Annotated in this window: 25 protein-coding genes; 1 reads left to right on the forward strand and 24 read right to left on the reverse strand. The window is 68.9% G+C overall.

What is annotated here, in order from left to right; genetic code table 11:
* Positions 1–12: 12 nt before the first annotated feature.
* From ACFY1H_RS46850 to ACFY1H_RS46880, 7 genes are all read right to left on the reverse strand, one after another.
* A complete protein-coding gene (locus tag ACFY1H_RS46850; protein WP_386956418.1) occupies positions 13–939 on the reverse strand; it encodes a hypothetical protein in 927 nt (308 codons plus the stop codon).
* Positions 923–2371 (reverse strand): phage portal protein, encoded by a 1449-nt coding sequence (locus tag ACFY1H_RS46855; RefSeq protein ID WP_386956419.1) that lies wholly within the window; start codon positions 2369–2371, stop codon positions 923–925. The genes ACFY1H_RS46850 and ACFY1H_RS46855 overlap by 17 nt, the downstream gene beginning before the upstream one ends.
* A 12-nt stretch (positions 2372–2383) precedes the next feature.
* Positions 2384–4015 carry a hypothetical protein gene (locus tag ACFY1H_RS46860; RefSeq protein WP_386956420.1) on the reverse strand — a complete coding sequence of 544 codons (1632 nt, stop codon included), beginning with the start codon at positions 4013–4015 and terminating at the stop codon, positions 2384–2386.
* Positions 4002–4373: a hypothetical protein gene (locus ACFY1H_RS46865; RefSeq protein ID WP_386956421.1), complete on the reverse strand. Its 372-nt coding sequence runs from the start codon at positions 4371–4373 to the stop codon at positions 4002–4004. Before ACFY1H_RS46865 ends, ACFY1H_RS46860 begins: the two co-directional genes overlap by 14 nt.
* A 685-nt stretch (positions 4374–5058) precedes the next feature.
* The gene (locus tag ACFY1H_RS46870) at positions 5059–5220 is read right to left on the reverse strand and encodes a hypothetical protein (protein ID WP_386956422.1); all 162 of its coding nucleotides are present in this window, start codon (positions 5218–5220) and stop codon (positions 5059–5061) included.
* 68 nt (positions 5221–5288) lie between these two features.
* Positions 5289–5417, reverse strand: coding sequence for a hypothetical protein (locus tag ACFY1H_RS46875; protein WP_386956424.1), 129 nt, complete (start codon positions 5415–5417; stop codon positions 5289–5291).
* 317 nt (positions 5418–5734) lie between these two features.
* Positions 5735–5899 carry a hypothetical protein gene (locus ACFY1H_RS46880; protein ID WP_386956425.1) on the reverse strand — a complete coding sequence of 55 codons (165 nt, stop codon included), beginning with the start codon at positions 5897–5899 and terminating at the stop codon, positions 5735–5737.
* Between the two features lie 84 nt (positions 5900–5983).
* Here ACFY1H_RS46880 and ACFY1H_RS46885 point away from each other — a divergent pair, with 84 nt between their 5' ends.
* On the forward strand, positions 5984–6163 hold the full coding sequence (locus tag ACFY1H_RS46885; RefSeq protein WP_386956426.1) for a hypothetical protein: 180 nt from the start codon (positions 5984–5986) through the stop codon (positions 6161–6163).
* Positions 6164–6269: 106 nt separating this feature from the next.
* On the opposite strand, the gene ACFY1H_RS46890 is transcribed toward ACFY1H_RS46885, so the two are convergent.
* Genes ACFY1H_RS46890 through ACFY1H_RS46970 form a run of 17 tightly spaced genes read right to left on the reverse strand, consistent with a single transcriptional unit; the run spans position 6270 to position 13521 of the window.
* Positions 6270–6566, reverse strand: a complete 297-nt coding sequence (locus tag ACFY1H_RS46890; protein WP_386956427.1) for a hypothetical protein — start codon at positions 6564–6566, stop codon at positions 6270–6272.
* A complete protein-coding gene (locus ACFY1H_RS46895) occupies positions 6563–6775 on the reverse strand; it encodes a hypothetical protein (protein ID WP_386956428.1) in 213 nt (70 codons plus the stop codon). Before ACFY1H_RS46895 ends, ACFY1H_RS46890 begins: the two co-directional genes overlap by 4 nt.
* Positions 6772–7167: a hypothetical protein gene (locus ACFY1H_RS46900; RefSeq protein WP_386956429.1), complete on the reverse strand. Its 396-nt coding sequence runs from the start codon at positions 7165–7167 to the stop codon at positions 6772–6774. Before ACFY1H_RS46900 ends, ACFY1H_RS46895 begins: the two co-directional genes overlap by 4 nt.
* Positions 7164–7577 (reverse strand): DUF6221 family protein, encoded by a 414-nt coding sequence (locus ACFY1H_RS46905; RefSeq protein WP_386956430.1) that lies wholly within the window; start codon positions 7575–7577, stop codon positions 7164–7166. The genes ACFY1H_RS46900 and ACFY1H_RS46905 overlap by 4 nt, the downstream gene beginning before the upstream one ends.
* Entirely contained in the window at positions 7570–7794 is a 225-nt protein-coding gene (locus ACFY1H_RS46910; protein WP_386956431.1) for a hypothetical protein, read from the reverse strand. The genes ACFY1H_RS46905 and ACFY1H_RS46910 overlap by 8 nt, the downstream gene beginning before the upstream one ends.
* 5 nt (positions 7795–7799) lie before the next feature.
* Positions 7800–8210: a hypothetical protein gene (locus tag ACFY1H_RS46915; protein ID WP_386956432.1), complete on the reverse strand. Its 411-nt coding sequence runs from the start codon at positions 8208–8210 to the stop codon at positions 7800–7802.
* A complete protein-coding gene (locus tag ACFY1H_RS46920; protein ID WP_386956433.1) occupies positions 8207–8881 on the reverse strand; it encodes a hypothetical protein in 675 nt (224 codons plus the stop codon). The genes ACFY1H_RS46915 and ACFY1H_RS46920 overlap by 4 nt, the downstream gene beginning before the upstream one ends.
* Positions 8878–9102, reverse strand: a complete 225-nt coding sequence (locus tag ACFY1H_RS46925) for a helix-turn-helix domain-containing protein (protein ID WP_386956434.1) — start codon at positions 9100–9102, stop codon at positions 8878–8880. Before ACFY1H_RS46925 ends, ACFY1H_RS46920 begins: the two co-directional genes overlap by 4 nt.
* Positions 9099–9299 (reverse strand): hypothetical protein, encoded by a 201-nt coding sequence (locus ACFY1H_RS46930; protein ID WP_386956435.1) that lies wholly within the window; start codon positions 9297–9299, stop codon positions 9099–9101. The genes ACFY1H_RS46925 and ACFY1H_RS46930 overlap by 4 nt, the downstream gene beginning before the upstream one ends.
* Positions 9300–9310: 11 nt before the next feature.
* Positions 9311–9535 carry a hypothetical protein gene (locus ACFY1H_RS46935; protein WP_386956436.1) on the reverse strand — a complete coding sequence of 75 codons (225 nt, stop codon included), beginning with the start codon at positions 9533–9535 and terminating at the stop codon, positions 9311–9313.
* A complete protein-coding gene (locus tag ACFY1H_RS46940) occupies positions 9532–9768 on the reverse strand; it encodes a hypothetical protein (RefSeq protein ID WP_386956437.1) in 237 nt (78 codons plus the stop codon). The genes ACFY1H_RS46935 and ACFY1H_RS46940 overlap by 4 nt, the downstream gene beginning before the upstream one ends.
* Positions 9769–10956 (reverse strand): hypothetical protein, encoded by a 1188-nt coding sequence (locus ACFY1H_RS46945; protein ID WP_386956438.1) that lies wholly within the window; start codon positions 10954–10956, stop codon positions 9769–9771. It abuts the gene before it with no gap.
* Positions 10953–11432, reverse strand: a complete 480-nt coding sequence (locus ACFY1H_RS46950) for a hypothetical protein (RefSeq protein WP_386956439.1) — start codon at positions 11430–11432, stop codon at positions 10953–10955. The genes ACFY1H_RS46945 and ACFY1H_RS46950 overlap by 4 nt, the downstream gene beginning before the upstream one ends.
* Positions 11429–12205 carry a hypothetical protein gene (locus ACFY1H_RS46955; RefSeq protein WP_386956440.1) on the reverse strand — a complete coding sequence of 259 codons (777 nt, stop codon included), beginning with the start codon at positions 12203–12205 and terminating at the stop codon, positions 11429–11431. The genes ACFY1H_RS46950 and ACFY1H_RS46955 overlap by 4 nt, the downstream gene beginning before the upstream one ends.
* Positions 12198–12410 (reverse strand): hypothetical protein, encoded by a 213-nt coding sequence (locus ACFY1H_RS46960; RefSeq protein WP_386956441.1) that lies wholly within the window; start codon positions 12408–12410, stop codon positions 12198–12200. The genes ACFY1H_RS46955 and ACFY1H_RS46960 overlap by 8 nt, the downstream gene beginning before the upstream one ends.
* A complete protein-coding gene (locus ACFY1H_RS46965; RefSeq protein ID WP_386956442.1) occupies positions 12407–13147 on the reverse strand; it encodes a hypothetical protein in 741 nt (246 codons plus the stop codon). Before ACFY1H_RS46965 ends, ACFY1H_RS46960 begins: the two co-directional genes overlap by 4 nt.
* A gap of 56 nt (positions 13148–13203) precedes the next feature.
* Positions 13204–13521 (reverse strand): hypothetical protein, encoded by a 318-nt coding sequence (locus ACFY1H_RS46970; RefSeq protein WP_386956443.1) that lies wholly within the window; start codon positions 13519–13521, stop codon positions 13204–13206.
* Positions 13522–13554 lie beyond the last annotated feature (33 nt).

Below are 13554 nucleotides of genomic sequence, written 5' to 3' on the forward strand. Positions count from 1 at the left end.
CGCGGTCGGGAGTCAGATGATGTAGCCGTGCGCGCGCAGCAGCTGCACGGCTTCGTCGCGCGAGGTGGCCTCGCGGTAGATCTGCTCCGGCATCAGCCGGACCTGCCCGCGGAGACGCGCGCCCGCGAAACCCTGGCGCGTGATGCCCTCACGGGTCCGCTTCTGCCCGCCGGCGGTGTACACGCCGCGGTGCGCGTTCACGACCTGGCCGATGTCGGCGCCGTCGCGGATGGCCTTCTCGTCTGCCTTGGACAGTCCCCGGACGCGTCCTTCGCGGAACGCGAGCTGCGGGTCGGTGGCGAGGTCCCCGGCGACGTCCTCGACGGTTGGGATGCTCGTACAGTCGCAATTCGGGTGGCGTTCGAATCCAGCGTTGTACCGGTAGAACCGGCCGGCCAGGATCGCGCAGCGAGGGCACGAGTCCCCGACGAGCATCCGCACGTACCCGGTGCGGGGCCGCGCGGCGACCGCGACCCCGTCGGCGACGCGCCCGGCGTCGGCGATCTGGGTGCGCAGGGTCATCTCCAGCGTGGTCTGCCCGGTAGCGAGCGCCGAGTCCAGCCTGATCCGTCCTTCGGTCGCCAGCTGCTGGCTGATCATCTTTTTCGTTGCGATGACCGGGTTCAGCAGCAGCGACGCCAGTTCCCGCCCGTCGGAGGCGATCCCCGCCAGCGACTGGGCCACCACCTCGCCGGCGGGTTCCGACTCGAGTCCCTGCGCGGCCAGCGTGCCGGCCACGTAGTCGTTCGCCGCGCGGGCCGCCGCCAGCTGGGCGCCGGTCACGACCACCAGCAGCCGGGCCAGCAGCGGTATCCACGACCTGCTCAGGTCTGCGGGGTCGACCTGATTCCACAGCCGCCGTCCCGCAGCCGCGGTGGAGCGCACGAGCCGCTGCCGCGCGGTGTAGTGCCGGAGCGCGAGCTCACGCGCCGACGGCACCGGCGGGCTCCGGCGGCTGAGGCGGTGTGAGCGCGTCGGCGACCACGCTGATCGGGTCGAGCGCGGCCGCGCGCTGGTCTTCTTCCGCCTGCTCGGCTTCCATGCGGCGGATCGACGCGTCGGTCTCCCCGAGACGTTCCCGCACACGGCGCAGCGTGAGAATCGGCTTCTGCCCGGGCGGCGCCACGTACAGCTTCTGCGCGGCGTCGGCCATCTGCGAGACCGTCGGCGTCGACGGATCCCGCCAGATCGTCTCCAGCTGCTTCAGCCGCGGGTCCCACTCGCCGGTCTGGAAGCGGCGCACGATGCGGCACATCCGCTCGTACGCCCCGCCCCACGGGCGCTGCTTGCGCTCGCAGCGCTTCACCAGCCGCGACTCCGCCGAGCGGATCGCATCCGCCGAGGCGGGGTTGTCCGTGGTGAAGCCGAGGTAGTGCGGCGGCAGGCCGGCCAGCGACGCGACGATCTGCGCCAACTGGTTGATCGACTCGTGGAAGCCACCCAGGTTAACGCCTGGGAAGGAGAATTCCTTCGCGCCCTCGTCGTAGCCGGTGGGGATCGTGAGGAACCGCTTCAGCAGCGCCTGCATCGCGGTGAGCTTGTTGCCCTGCTGGTCCTCGAGGTCCTCCGGGCCGATGCCGAAGAACCCGTGCACCGGAAGGGCCAGGAACTCGGCGGCGAGCATCATGTCCGTCGCGATCTTGTTCGCCGCGTCGGAGATCGGGATCACCGGTGCCAGCTCCGAGGAACCCAGCTGCCGGAGCTGGAAGGTGCGACGGTCCGCGCGGTTCGTGCTGAGCCGCGCGCGGTTCACGATCGCCGCGACCGGCAGCTCGCCGAGGTTGTGGTTGTCGCGTTCCTTCTCTTTCCAGCCGTTGGCCCAGTCGTACCAGATGGTCGTGTTCGGCAGGTACAGCGTCGCCGACCGGTCGCCGATCTTCGCGAACGTGTCCTCGACGGCCACACGACGAAGCGCCGCGCGCAGCGTGCGCGTGCGCGGGTCGACGTCGGCGTACATCTCCAGCGGCGACTCGGCTGCCAGGATCGGCGTGGTCTGGTCCTTCTCGTTGGTGCCGACCGTGACGTAGGAACGCTTCATCACCAGCGCGTCGACGTGCGCGAGCTGCGACTGCTCGTCCATGTCGTTGGCCTGCCAGATCCGCCACAGGTCCTCGTCGTCGGCGTCCTCGGTCGGAACCCGGAACCCTTCGACGTCAAGGCGTTCCTCGACCGCGTCCACAACCAGCTGAGGCCAGCCGATCACGACCGGACGGATCCGGTCCTCGATCTCCCGCTCGACCTCCGGGTGCATGTACGAGAGCTTCTGCGTGCCCTCGTAGTACCCGTTGAGCCGCTCGAGCTCTTCCATTTCCTGGTCGTGACGAACTGCCAGGTAGGTCACCCAGTCTTCGTCGGAGGTCGGCTGCGTCACCCCGCACCTCCTTCACATCGCGACGATCTTGCGTCGCTTCTTCCGGGCCAGACCGGCGGCGATCACGTCGCCGGCGGCCTCGTGCGCGAGCACCGAGGTCACACAGGCGTCGATCTTCTGGTTGGCGCTGGCCTTCACCAGCACGTAGCGATTGCTCGGCCGCGCCGCGGCGCGGGTGTTGCGGACGTGGTCCTCGGTGATCAGGCACCCGTCGTGCGTGAACTTCACCTCGGCCTCGGCGTCGGCCTTGACGATGTCGCCCTTCAGGCGTTCGCACGCGTCGTGCATCTGCACCGGGCGCCGCGTGTACCAGCGGATGACCCGCTTCTCCCCGAACGCCTCGGCCCACTCGTCGACCTCGGTGTCCCAGTACGGCGGATCCGCGTACAGGCGCACCACGTCGAACCGGGCGAACAGCTCCGCCATCGCGGCCTTCACCTCGAGCCGCGGCACCTGCCCGCCGTGGTCGGCGGGGTTCCAGATCGTCGGCGACCGGTTCGGCCCGTACGTCGGCGTGAACTGGTAGCCCCACTCCGGCACCTCGGCCCGCACCGCAGTCCAGTCGTCCACATCGGACCCATCGAAGCCGAGCACGATCCGCGTACCGTCCGGCACCTCGCGAAGCGCGGCGCGGCCGGCCCACTTCGCCGGCTCCAGCCACGCATCCGACCCGGACACCATGCGGTTGCCGAAAAACCTCTCCGCCTGTGACGGATCCTTCTCCATCAACTCGGCGGCCTCGGCCTCGATCGCGTCAAGGTCGACGTGATCCGAACCGGCGTAGACGATGCGATGGATGCGGCGCCGCTCGGCCTTGTTCTTGTACGACAGCGTCGCCGGCGCCTGCGGGAAGTGCTTGAAGATGTCCGGGCGCTGGCTGTCCATCGTGCGCTTCGCCGTCGAGTCCTCCGACGGGTCCGGCGGGTTCGTGGTCTCCATCGACCGGCCACCCATGCCGGCCAAACCGCGGCGCTGCGTCTCCGCAACGCGGATCATCTTGTTGGTAGCGGTGTACAGGCCCGTCTCGTCCTGCAGCGCGAACGTGATCGGGTTACCCAGCCGGGACTGTGCGCTCGACGTCACGACGTCGACGCGGCCGCGCGCCCCGACCCGGATGAACGACTCGCCGACCCGCATCAGGTCGCCGAGCGGGCCCAGGCGGATCATCGCCTGCAGCGGCCGATACACGTTGTCGACCTGGTCTTCCGAGGTGGCGAGCAGCTGAATCAGCGGCGTCGGCCACGGCATCCCCATCGGCTCGCCCGGCTCGTACGGGTACTCCCACCCGCAGCTGCAGCCGTGATCCATGCAGGCGTAGCCGTCGTCTTTCCCCGCCCACCCCGCGAACACCGCAGGCCCGGCCGCCTCGTTCGACACGACCGTCGCCGACCACGGGCCCTTGCCGGTCTTCTGCGGGGCCACCACCTGCGACCGCCGGTTGTAGAACGCGGTCGACTTCTGCCCCACCTCGGCGTCCGGCCGGATCCGGTAGTGGTTGACCGTGCACCACAGCTGCCAGCGGTAGAGCTCCATCGGAGCGCCCTGGTGGAACCCATCCGGGATCGGGCAATGTGCCTCGATCCAATCCGGGACCACCCACAGGGTCGGGAAGTCGACGACGAACTGCTGCTCAGGCCCCTTCACCGTCGACGACCGTCAGCCGCGACCGCGACGAGCGGCGCGCCGGCGCCTTCGCGGCCCGCTTCTCCGCCGGGGCATCAGCTGCGGGGGCGATCTTCCACCGGTTCCGCAACATCCCCTGCACGGACAGACCCAAGCTGTCGAGGTACTGCCGCACAACCTTCTGCAGCTCGACGCTCGCCTTCGGCAACTCGGCCTCGCCGAGCTTCCGCACGAACATCGCCACCTCGATGCCCTGATCGAGACGCTCCCACATCACCGCCTGCGGACGGGCCCACAACTCCTCCCAGAGCTGCATCTCCCGATCCGTCGGCATCACCAACGGCCACTCCGGCGGCTCGCCCTCGCGCCGCGCCGGCAACGTCGTCCACCCCGCCGCATCCGAAGCCCGATCACGCCGCAACGCGTTCGGGTCCGGCGGCGGCCCGGAAACAGTCCGAGCACCACCACTTGGCATGTTGATCACTCCTCAGCCGCATCGCGCGGCATCGAGAGACGGCCGACCGCATCGCGCGGTGAGCCCTTTTGAACCTGGCGGACCTGGCAGACGCCTCCCCAGCGGTCCTGGTGTGGATCATCCGGGGGGTCACCCCCCACCCCATGATCAAGTCAAGGGTTTGAGCAAGATTCTTTGAAGATTTTTCTTGCTCTGCTTGGGTTCGCGGTCAGCGGTTCGCCCAGCCTCCAGGCTGAGCCTCAGCTGTCTCCTTGCTGTGACAGCTGTGACACAAGCCGCGTCCGTGCTTCGGGTCGTTCGGATCCTCACCGCGCAGCACGAGCGTTCGCCTGTCCACTGGGTGATGGTCTGCGTGCTTGGACCAGTCCTTGCCGCACAGCTGGCAGATCGGATGCTTGGCCAGTACCCCGGGGCGGAACCGGGTGGCGTGTGCCCGGTCGTACCCGCGGTCGCGTGCGCTGCCTCGTGCGTGATCAGCCTCGCGTGCGCAGTCGTCGCACCGGCCCGTGCCGGTGGGTACCAGCTCGGGGCATCCAGGCGTGCTGCACACCTTCATGGCCCGTGGCATGGCGTTCTGCCTGTGCCTGGGCTAGGTGGTGACGGTGATGGCGCCGAAGGAGACCAGCGCGGCGAGGATGGCTGCTGTGATGGCGAGGGCCGAGCACAGGCCGGGTACCCACGTGGGTAGGTCGGGGTGGAAGCCACCCACGGCCAGGCACGCCACTGCTAGGGCCAGTAGTCCGAGGGCCATGGGGTGCCGCCTTTCAGTTGCCGCCGGTCTCGCTGCCGCCGCCCATGCGCTGTGCCCCTTGATCGTTCTTACCCGCTGGTGTTGCGAGTAGATGCCTCGCGGGCGGCGATCGCTTCGGCCTTCTCGGCACGCGACAGTGCGAGGTTCTCCTGGCGCTCGGCTTCGGCGAGCTGCTCGGGCGTGTACTCGTCGGCCACGGTCGCTCCCTGGGCATGCGAAACGCCCCCGAGGCCGGGTGGCTCATCGGGGGCGTTCGGTAGGTCTGTGGGGGTGGGCATGGCTCACGCCCGGGTAGAGCGTGACACACCTGTTGACCTTGGGCAATCACCGGGGGTCCATTGTGGCGCGTGTCGCCAGCGAGGGCATTGGGGATGGTGGGCTTCTCCACGGCGTTGCCGCTGCTCCAGAGTCGTCCGGGTCCCGCCGGCTCGACTACCCACCTGCTGGTCTCTACGCGTGGACGCCGGGGCTCGGATCTCCCGGGTGCGCGGCCTGACCGCTCACGTCCTTGCTGTCAGTTGTCCTGGTCGGCGCGCAGGGCTTCGGCCTTGGCGTCGCCGAGGGCCTGCTGGGCCATCTCGTGCGCCTGGTCGGGGCCGTAGCCGTCGACGAGTTCGCCGTAGACCTGCTTGGCTGCTTCGCTGACCTTCGCCATGTGGTGCTCCTTGGTCTGTTCCATTGGGTGTACGTACACCTTATCGAGGTGTACGTACACCTGTCACTACTCCAACGGGGTGTACGTACACCCGTGGTAGATTCAGCCATGGCCAACCAGCCCAAGACCCAGCACCGCTCCGTGCGCGTCGACGACGACCTATGGGAACGCGCCCGCGAAGCCACCGCTGCCAACGGAACGGACCGCGGCACCATCATCCGCGGGTTCCTGCGCTGGTACGTCGGCGATGACGACGCCGAGCTACCCACGCCCGGCGCTGCGCGCTAGCTGCCGAGCCGAACAGTCTCAATCCTCGACTTGCAGCTCGGACAGAGGATGCCGCCGGGGCCGGCTGGCGCGGTGCCGCACTTCGAACAGGTGGGTGTCTCGTCGCTCATGCCGGGGATTCTGTCACCTCGGCAGGCGGCCACGGGGCGCGCTGGTCGACGGTGACGAACTTGCGCTTCACGTCGTCGCCCATGACTACGAGGTGGCCGTCCGCGTCGCGCTCGCAGACCTCGAAGGTGACCTTGCCGTCGTCGACGGTCACAAAGGACGGTGCGGGCACGTCGTTGACGTCGATGCCGTGCGCATCGAGAAACGCGGTCATCGTCTTGAGCGAGTGCTCGGTGCTGACGACGAGCCGCATGTCGGTGGCGCCGCGCTTATGGTCGACGCGGTAGTGCGTCATCGGTTCTCCCGGTGATCGATGTAGGTGAGGATCTCGGCGAGGTCGTAGCCGCCGGATCCTCGGGTGATGTGGCGGCGCTGGACCCACTTGCGGAGCGTGGCCGTGCCGATGCGGAGCCGCTTCGCGCCCGCCAGGTCGCCGGCCTGCTCGCGCTTGGCGGCCTCCTGGTGGAGAAGCAGCACGACGTCGGACGCTCGGACGCGGGTCACGGTGAGCTGTCCGGGTCGTCGATCGCGTAGGCATCGGAAACCGCAGCAAGGTGCTCATGTAGGCGGTTGACTCCGTCCTGCATTGAGCGCAGCTGCCGGTCGTAGTCGTGGGGCCGGATGCCACTGTCGAACTGCGATAGTTCCTGGTTGAGCCGCTGCACCGTCTTCAGCCAGTCGACCACGTCGTGCGTCTCCAGGTGTTCGCGCAGCATCCCGTCGAGGTGCTTGGCGTCTGCCACGATGGCCTGGCCTATGTCGAGTTGGGGCGCACCAGCGGCATCAAGCGTGACCTTGGCGCGCAACGGCGGGCGGTTCCGCTCGTAGTCGAGCTGGCTGAGCGTCCAGTCGCAGCCGTCGACCGGGCACTCCCAGACGGTGTCGCGGATGTTCACGGCTTCCATTCCTCTCGGTAGTCCGGGTGATCGGCGTACCGCAGAGCCAGCAGCTTCAGCACGTGCCGCAACGTCTCGCGGGTCACGACCTGGTTGGCGTCCGGCGCGGTGACCGCGGCGTAGTCGCCAGCGACCGCGACGATCGTGGCCTTGGCGGTGACATCTTCGAGCACGCGGTCGGGGGTGTGGCGCCAGACGTGCTCGATGGCGTCGGTCAGGTAGCCGACTCCGGGCGCCTGGTTCTGCTCTAGGCGGATCACCTCGTGAAAGAACGGGCCGTCGGCGACGACTCGTGCCATCCACCCACGGTCCGGGATGTCCCACGGCGTCGGGTACACGGCCTTCATCGCGTTGGCGATCCGCTCGTCGTCGTCGAGGCGGGCGCGGAGGAACGCGATCAGGTCATCCACGATCGGTCTCCGGGATCCACTCGATGCTAACGGTGAGCTCCTCGGCCGCGATGATCGTCGCGGGCGCCCACGGCGTGTCGGCGAACGTCGTCTCTTCGTTCACCTCGACGGTGCGGACCTGCTTCGGGTCTGCTGCGCGGAGCTGTGCGGCCATCTTCTCGAGGTACTCCGCGGTGCCGTCGAGCTGCTCGCGGGTGACCGGGGTGAGCTGGGGCATGGCGGTCATCCTTCCGAGGCCGTGACAGTCAGCTTCGCACGGCAGCGGCTGCACACGAACCCACCCGGCAGGCTCGACAGCATGGGGATGCTGATGGCGTCCCAGTCGTGGCCGTGGGTGCTGCATTCGTGCTCGGCGACGATGCGGCGCGCGGTCGCGAGGTCCATCGCCGGTGGCTTGTGGCCTTGATCGCGTCGCGCGAAGGCGGCCATGCGGTCAGCGTCCGAGCCCTGGTCCACCGCCACGCAGAGGTCGGCGATCCAGGTGAGGTCGCGGCCGTCCTGCTGGACGATGTGGACCGTGGGGCGTTCGGTGTAGCCGGTGACGTAGCCGACGGCATGCGTGCCGAGGCCGGGCCTGGCGTAGCGGGCATCGACGCGCTGCGCGTTGCGCACCCACTCGTGGTAGTCGGTCATGCTGCTGTCTCCGATGCTGCTTCGAGGCGGACAAGATCGAGGCCGTCGTACGTGCGTTTACAGGCGTCGCACTGCGCCGGGCGGCCAACCCCGCCCCAGTACACCTTGCCGCCGCACGTGACGTTCAGACATTCGCCGAGGGAACGCTGCGGGGTGTCGCCTGAGAGGGCGCGGGCCATGTGGTGGATCTCGGCCATGTCGCCGTAAGCGTCGTCGATCCACGGCTGTCCGCCGAGCCACCAGGCGTTGCGGGTGATGTAGCCGGCGTCGGCGTCGATGGTGCCGCCGGGGCGGGCCTCGTCGCGTTCAGCGGCGATGGCGTCGGCGATACCGGCCAAGCGTCCGGGTATGGACGCGATCCAGGTGCGGGCATCGTCGGGGCGCCGCGTGATGGCGTCGCCGTGCTCGTCGACGTCGCCCGGGAGTGAGCGCAGGTCGAGGGCGGCGATCACGTCGTCGCGCGCCGGCGAGCGCGGGCCGAACCCCGGCGACATGCGGCCCGTCATGCCGCGGCCGGGCTCGACCATGAACGGCAGGATGAGCGTCGCGTACACCACGAGCTCGCCGACCAACTTGATCAGGTGGTTGACGCACTCGTTGCAGGCGTAGGCGACGCTGGTGGTCTCCTGCTTCACGCACACCCGGCATTTGCCGACGGCGATCTCGGTCACTGGTCGCCCTCCTTCGTGGGGAATCCGATGTGGACGCGGGCTCCGATGGCGTCGCAGTAGCGGATGACGGTGGAGATCCGCATGTCGCGCTGGCCCTGTTCGATCATGTTGACGTGGCCGGAGCTGCACTGCATGAGCTTCGCAACGGCCACCTGTGTGAGGCCGAGCTGCTCGCGCAGGCCGCGAAGGTGGCGGCCGAGGGCAACCGCCGGCGTGGTCACGACGCCTCCCGGGTGGCGAGGTAGTCCGAGGCCCACACCCCAGCAGCGGGGGTGTCGGGGCGTTGACCGTCGCGGATCAGGCCGCCGAACTGGACGCGGTCTCCCTGCCGGGTGTGGCGCAGACAGGTGTCGACGCCGGCGAGCGGGGTGTACGGGCACGGGCCGTCCTCGGTGGAGGAACAGGTGGGATGGATCATGGTGTGCCTCCTCAGAACGGCGGTTCGTCGAGCGGGTGGTTGGCGCGGCGGCGAAGACGCATCCGCGCGGCGGCGAGGCGGTGACCGACGTGGAGCCACCACCAGCGCTGCCAGGGGGTCGGGCGGCACCAGCGGCAGCCGTAGTCCTGGCACTCCATGCAGTCGGGCTCTTCCTTCGGAGGTCCGAGTAGCTCGTCGTCGTACCAGCCGTCGTCGAACACGTCGTCGTCGCTCACTGGTCGGCCTCCTCGCCCGTCTCCTTGGCCACAGCCCGGACGCGTTCGATCCATGCGCGGTCCGCGTCGGTGACGGTCTTCGGGTCGGTGTGGAGGTCGTGGCAGCAGCAGCCGCACACGTACGTGTCGTAGCCGCCGGAGAAGCCATCGCAGACGTTGTGGTGGCTGGCGCCGCACGTGTGCGGGTTGACGTGGTGGCCGTGAGTGCTGGGGTGGCCCAGTCGCCTTGCCATCTACTCCCCCTCCTTGGCCACAGGGGCGGCCCGGAGTACGGCGACGATGCGTCCAAGATGGTCCGCACGCAACGGCCACGGTCCGTCGTTGATCATGGCGAGCGCGGTGTCGATGCGGGCACGGACGTTCACCAGTTCCCGGTGCGTCTCGGCGTGCTTCTGCTGGTGGTGGCGCGCCGTCTCGGCGTACTGGCGCAGCTGATCCCGCTCGGCGGCGAGTCCCTTGACGGCCTCGTCGCAGGCGCCATGGTTGTCGCGGTGCCATGCCCCGTTCGCCATGGCCTCGTCCCGCTGCGCACGGGCCTCGTCTCGTTCGGCAGTGAGCTTCTCGATCTCGCGCGCCCAGTCGTCCATGACGCGCGTGCCGATCGCCGCGAGCGCGTCGTCTTCGCCGTCCTGTGCCGGCTGGTGCTCCACCACGGACTCGTGGGTCACCGCGATGCAGTCACTAGCGGTCGGGCGCTTGCAGATGCCGCCAGCGACGCAGGACTTGCAGGGGTCCTGCTGGTGCTCCACTACGTGGCCGTGAGCGACCTGCCCGTGGCCACAGCCGCGACGGGGGCTGCTCTCCGGGAGGCGGCCGTCACCGCAAACCTCGGGAACGAACGGGTTCGGCGTGAACGATCCGTCAGCGCAGCACCGGCAGCGCGGCGCGCCCGCCCTGGGTGGCGTGAGCGCGGCCAGCTCCTCGGCAGCAATGGCCGACGGCGAACCCTCCTCGTCGACCGGGTTCCGCTCGTTCAACGCCTCGTGGTCGTCGTCGAAGGCATCCGACTCCCCGAACTCGCGCGCAATGCGGTCCCGGTAGCTCTCAGGCTCCCCGTGTGGCACTGCTCGCCCCGCGGCGTAGTCCAGAGCGTTGCTCCACGGGTTGTTCGTGCTGGAGTGCTCGCCGAGCACATCGGATGGCGCGAGGGCAGCGGCTAGCTTGTCGGCCCACTCCTCGGCTTCGTCCCGACGGTCGATCTCCTCCATCACCACGCGCTCGTGCTCGGCGTACCCCACTGGCGCCGGCTCCTCGCGGGGTGTCTCGCGCTCCACGATTGCGCGGATGTCGGCAAGGGCGGCCACCGGGTCATGCGGCCCCGGCGCCCGGTACTCGTCCAGCACGGCGAGGACCTCGCCGGCCAGGTCCCGACGTCCGGAGCAGTAACCCGCGTCTTGACGGGGGTCTCCGATGGGGATCATGCCTGCTCTCCGTTCACGATGGCGCGGATGCGACCGAGCTTTCCTTCGAGGAACTGGGCGTACGGTCGAATCTCCTGCCAGTCCTTGTCCAGCACGGCACGGATGTCCGCGCGCAGGGCGTCACGCTCCCGGGCGGCGGCCGTAATGGCCTGGTCGGCCGTGTTGCAGAGATTCCAGTAGTCCGCGCGCAGGGCGTCACGCTCGCGGATCGCCTCGACACCCTGTTGCATCTCCCTGTCGTGGAGCTTGCGTTGTGCTTCGAGCTGCCGGCGCAGGGGCCCGACGTCTCCGAGCTTCACGGCGTCGGCGGGCAGGCTCGTCCACTCGATCGCGGTCTCGAACGGCTCGACGTTGTGGTCCACGAGCTGGTAGATCGTTCCGTCCGGGTCGACGCGGAACAGCCCGTGGTTGTGAAGCCAGCGGAAGTCTCGCGCGCGCGGGGTGTCGGCTTCCTGGCGGGGGTTCTCGATGCTCACTGGACGGCCTCCGGGTTGACGATCTTGCGCAGTTCGGCGAGGACCTCGTAGGTGGTCTGGGCGACCTCGCACTCGCACTCGGTGTTGTGGTTCTTGTCCCACTCGCGGGTGCTGGCTTCCTTGGCAGTGGCCCAGTCGCGGATATCGGCCAGCTTCGCCAGGGCCTCGTCACGCTCGCGCTTCCACGCGACCACGTCATGCTGGTAGGCGGTCAGCAGGCGGTTCGTCTCGGCGAGGTTCGCCTCCGCAGAATCGGCGCGGGCGGCAGCGTTTGTCGCGCGCGTCTCCCAGAACTTGGCGTTGCCCTCGGCAACGTCGGCGCGGGCCTTCCACTTGGCCGCCTTGCCCGTGAGCACGATCCAATCCCACCGGGCTCGGCGCTCCGCCCGGCTCAGCTTCTTCGCTGCCTCCCACCACGATGCGGCACGCTGCTCGGCAACCTCGGCACGTTCGACCCAGTAGTCGTGACTCGCCAAAGGCGCCGTTTCGCCCAGCTGGTTTGGCCGCTCGCTGGCGTTCCCGTCCTCCGCGGGCATCGGGACGGTCGAGGTGGTTTCGTCACCGTTTTCGTCAGCTGCAGAGGACAGCGTCTCGAAGCTGTGCCAGCCGGTCAGCCACTCCGGCGCGACACCGTGGTCGGACCAGGTACAGCTGCGCTGCCCGATCTCGTAGCCGTGCCGCGCCCACGAGCGGGCTTCCTGCAGCGGGTCGGTGTCGGAGTCAGCAGCGCTGGGGTTCGCCATCCACGGCGGCACGTTGGTCTTCTCAGGCATCGGTTGTCCCTTCGGGGTTTCGGGGCTCCTGGCGGAGCTGGTCGGCGTCGAGCGTGGAACGGCGCAACAACGCCGGCGCGAGATGCGGCTTACAGATCAGGCATGGGACGGCGGGATCGGCGTCGCGGTCGAGCCATCCGTTGCGGCACCGCTCGTCGTGCTCGGGTGCCTCGTCGTCAGGCTCGCCGTAGCGGTCGGGGCTCACGACGCCACCACCATCGGCCGGTGGTCGCAGCGATCGCGGGTCGGGCCGCGATGCCGGCCCACCGGGTCCCAGCGGAACCCTTCGCCGTCGCACATCTGGCAGCGGCGGACCGCGGCGCGCGCGTCGACAGCGTGCTCGGTCTCCCACGCCTCGGCGGCGCGGCGGGCCTCTCCGCAGCGGCGGCACGGCGGCGGCTTCGGGGTGTTTTCGTGGTCGGGGCATCGAGGGGAGGGGCGCGTGCGTGAGCTCGCGTCTCCCTTCCCTTCCTTTCCTTTCCCTTCCTTTCCTAGAGTGAGTCCTCTGTGAACACTCACTGAGTCATCACTGTCGTCCTGAGCTGCGGTTTTACCTTCGGTCGAGTTGTCCACATGGGAGCCCTCAGTGAGCCCTCCGTGTGTCATCAAGTCGTCCCAGCACACCGGGCAAAACCGGGGTTCGCCGGGCGCCGGCGTCGGCATCGGCACGGGCGGCGCCGGGAAGTTCGGGCGGCCGGGCCGGTTGATGTTCTGGTGGAAATGCCAGTTCGTCACCACCAGGAGCGGCTTGCCCTCGGCGATGTACCGCACAATGCGGCCTTCTCGCGCGAGCACCGCGAGGTCTTCCTCGACCTCCCGCAGTGAAACCGGGTCGAGCGGCCACACGCTCGCCTTGATCAGCTTCGCGTTGTCCTTGAACCGGCCGTGGTCGTCGCACTGCGTCCACAGACCCAGCCACGTCAGGCGTGCGCGGAACGGCAACGCGGCGACGTCCTCGGACGTGAAGAAGTCCGGCTTGTACGTACGGATGCGGGCCATCAGGCGGCGGTCCTGTTCTTGTAGCCCACGACCTCGCGGGCGATGTCCGGCAGGATCCCCTTGCCCAGCAGCAGCCGGTAGCCGGCATCGACGCTCATCCACTCCAGGAGCTCGGACGGACGCTGGTCGTCAGGGACCATGGCGGCGAGCAACACTGCGAGCGCCTGGCACGGGTCAACCGTGCCGCCGGTCGCGATGATCGCCTCGGCGAACGCCTCGTCCATCGCGTCGGCGTCGTTCGTGCGGACCGCGCCGATCAGCTGCTGCGCCACCGGGATCAGCGCGTCCAGGGTGGGGATTCCAGTGAGCGAATCCATGCTCACCTCCTCGAGAATCGTTGGGATGCTGGG

The sequence above is a fragment of the Amycolatopsis sp. NPDC001319 genome (assembly GCF_042896185.1).
Classification (GTDB): Bacteria; Actinomycetota; Actinomycetes; order Mycobacteriales; family Pseudonocardiaceae; genus Amycolatopsis.

Bases quoted from the DNA above. Each gene is read 5' to 3' on its own strand.
- ACFY1H_RS46870 (WP_386956422.1), bottom strand. From the start codon at position 5,220: ATGGCCCTCGGACTACTGGCCCTAGCAGTGGCGTGCCTGGCCGTGGGT.
- ACFY1H_RS46880 (WP_386956425.1), bottom strand. From the start codon at position 5,899: ATGGAACAGACCAAGGAGCACCACATGGCGAAGGTCAGCGAAGCAGCC.
- ACFY1H_RS46885 (WP_386956426.1), top strand. From the start codon at position 5,984: ATGGCCAACCAGCCCAAGACCCAGCACCGCTCCGTGCGCGTCGACGAC.
- ACFY1H_RS46890 (WP_386956427.1), bottom strand. From the start codon at position 6,566: ATGACGCACTACCGCGTCGACCATAAGCGCGGCGCCACCGACATGCGG.
- ACFY1H_RS46910 (WP_386956431.1), bottom strand. From the start codon at position 7,794: ATGCCCCAGCTCACCCCGGTCACCCGCGAGCAGCTCGACGGCACCGCG.
- ACFY1H_RS46915 (WP_386956432.1), bottom strand. From the start codon at position 8,210: ATGACCGACTACCACGAGTGGGTGCGCAACGCGCAGCGCGTCGATGCC.
- ACFY1H_RS46930 (WP_386956435.1), bottom strand. From the start codon at position 9,299: ATGATCCATCCCACCTGTTCCTCCACCGAGGACGGCCCGTGCCCGTAC.
- ACFY1H_RS46940 (WP_386956437.1), bottom strand. From the start codon at position 9,768: ATGGCAAGGCGACTGGGCCACCCCAGCACTCACGGCCACCACGTCAAC.
- ACFY1H_RS46945 (WP_386956438.1), bottom strand. From the start codon at position 10,956: ATGATCCCCATCGGAGACCCCCGTCAAGACGCGGGTTACTGCTCCGGA.
- ACFY1H_RS46955 (WP_386956440.1), bottom strand. From the start codon at position 12,205: ATGCCTGAGAAGACCAACGTGCCGCCGTGGATGGCGAACCCCAGCGCT.
- ACFY1H_RS46970 (WP_386956443.1), bottom strand. From the start codon at position 13,521: ATGGATTCGCTCACTGGAATCCCCACCCTGGACGCGCTGATCCCGGTG.